1 protein-coding gene is annotated in these 1360 nt (G+C 64.0%); it reads right to left on the bottom strand.

The genetic code is table 11. The features are described from left to right. The coding region (locus tag ACOTX5_RS26515) for a DNA-binding domain-containing protein (RefSeq protein WP_000179843.1) at positions 1–1252 on the bottom strand (1252 nt) is incomplete at its 3' end. Positions 1253–1360: the final 108 nt, after the last annotated feature.

Raw genomic sequence — 1360 nt, forward strand, 5'->3', positions numbered from 1 at the left:
CATCGGCGTAGTAGTGGATGTGGTCGATGACAAAGCCGGTGCGGGTCAGCGTGCGCCGGAGGATCGGCAGAAAATCGACCAGGAACGAAGTAGCGCGTGTGACGACGGCCGGTACGCCGACACGCGCCACGGCCTCGGCCCAGCGCGCGGCCGGCGGTTGGAGCAGGCCGTTGTGCACCGAACCGTGGTAGGTGCCGACCGCCAATGTGAGCCAGCGCTCTAGCTCGCGCAGCGTCAGGGCGGCCTTGTTTTCGGAATCGTAGTCGCCGCGCTGGTCAGGGTTGGAGAAGGTCGTTCCCGGCAGTTCGTCGTGAATCATCTGCATCGCCGTGCCGATGATCCGTTCCACGATGCCGCCATAGTGCGGCTGTCCCAGCGGGCGATAGTCCAGCCGGATGCCATGCTGCTCGCAACCCCGGCGCAGGGCCTCGCTCTTGAACTCGGCCGCGTTGTCTAGGTAGAGCAGCAAGGGCTTGCCGCTCATCTGCCAATCCATTTCCACGTTCAGTCCTTCCAGCCAAGGGCGCTTGTCGCAGGCGACATGCACGAGGCACAGGCCAACCGAAACGGCAGACGGCGCTTCCAGCGTGACGACCATGCCGAGCACGCAGCGGGTGAACACGTCGATGGCGAGGGTCAGGTACGGGCGGCCAATAGGTTGCCGGTCGCGGTCATCGACCACGATCAGGTCGATGACCGTATGGTCTATCTGCACCTGCTCCAGCGGCGCGGTCACGGCAGGAGGCTCGCCGCCCACACCTTGTAGGTCACGAGCGGCATCCTGGCCTTCCCGCCGGCGGATGACCTTGCGCGGGTCAAGGCTAGCGATCCGTAAGGCCACGGTATTGCGCGCCGGCACTCGCAGTTTTTGAGCCTTGCACACCTGAGTGACTTCGCGGTGAAAGGCCGCTAGGCTGCGCTTCTGCTTGGTCAGGAACCGCTTTTGCAGTAGCTCGTGGATGACGCGCTCGACCGGTTCCGGCAAGCGCCCCTTACCTTTACCTCCACCGGACTGGCCGGGCACCAGATCCGTCACGAGGCCGCTGCCTTGCCGGGCACGCCGGATCAGAACGTATACCTGGCGCCGAGACAAGCCCAGCGCCTGAGCCGCCATATCGGCCGCTTCGTGCCCGACCGTCTCCGACTGCGCCAACGGACTGATGATCTCCGCACGACGGCGCGCACGCTCCCAAGCCTCATCAGGCAGAGTGGCCACGCCTTGTTCTGGAATCCGTGGGGTGTCCGTCGCCATGCTCACCTCGCTTTGGTGCACACGAGTATTGAGCATAGTCGAGATTGGTGCAGATCACTTCTGATATTGAACTGTCAGGAGCTGGCTGCACAACAGCCATTACGCCCA

Source organism: Enterobacter cloacae complex sp. IR5441, from assembly GCF_049238215.1.
GTDB lineage: Bacteria > Pseudomonadota > Gammaproteobacteria > Enterobacterales > Enterobacteriaceae > Enterobacter > Enterobacter hormaechei_C.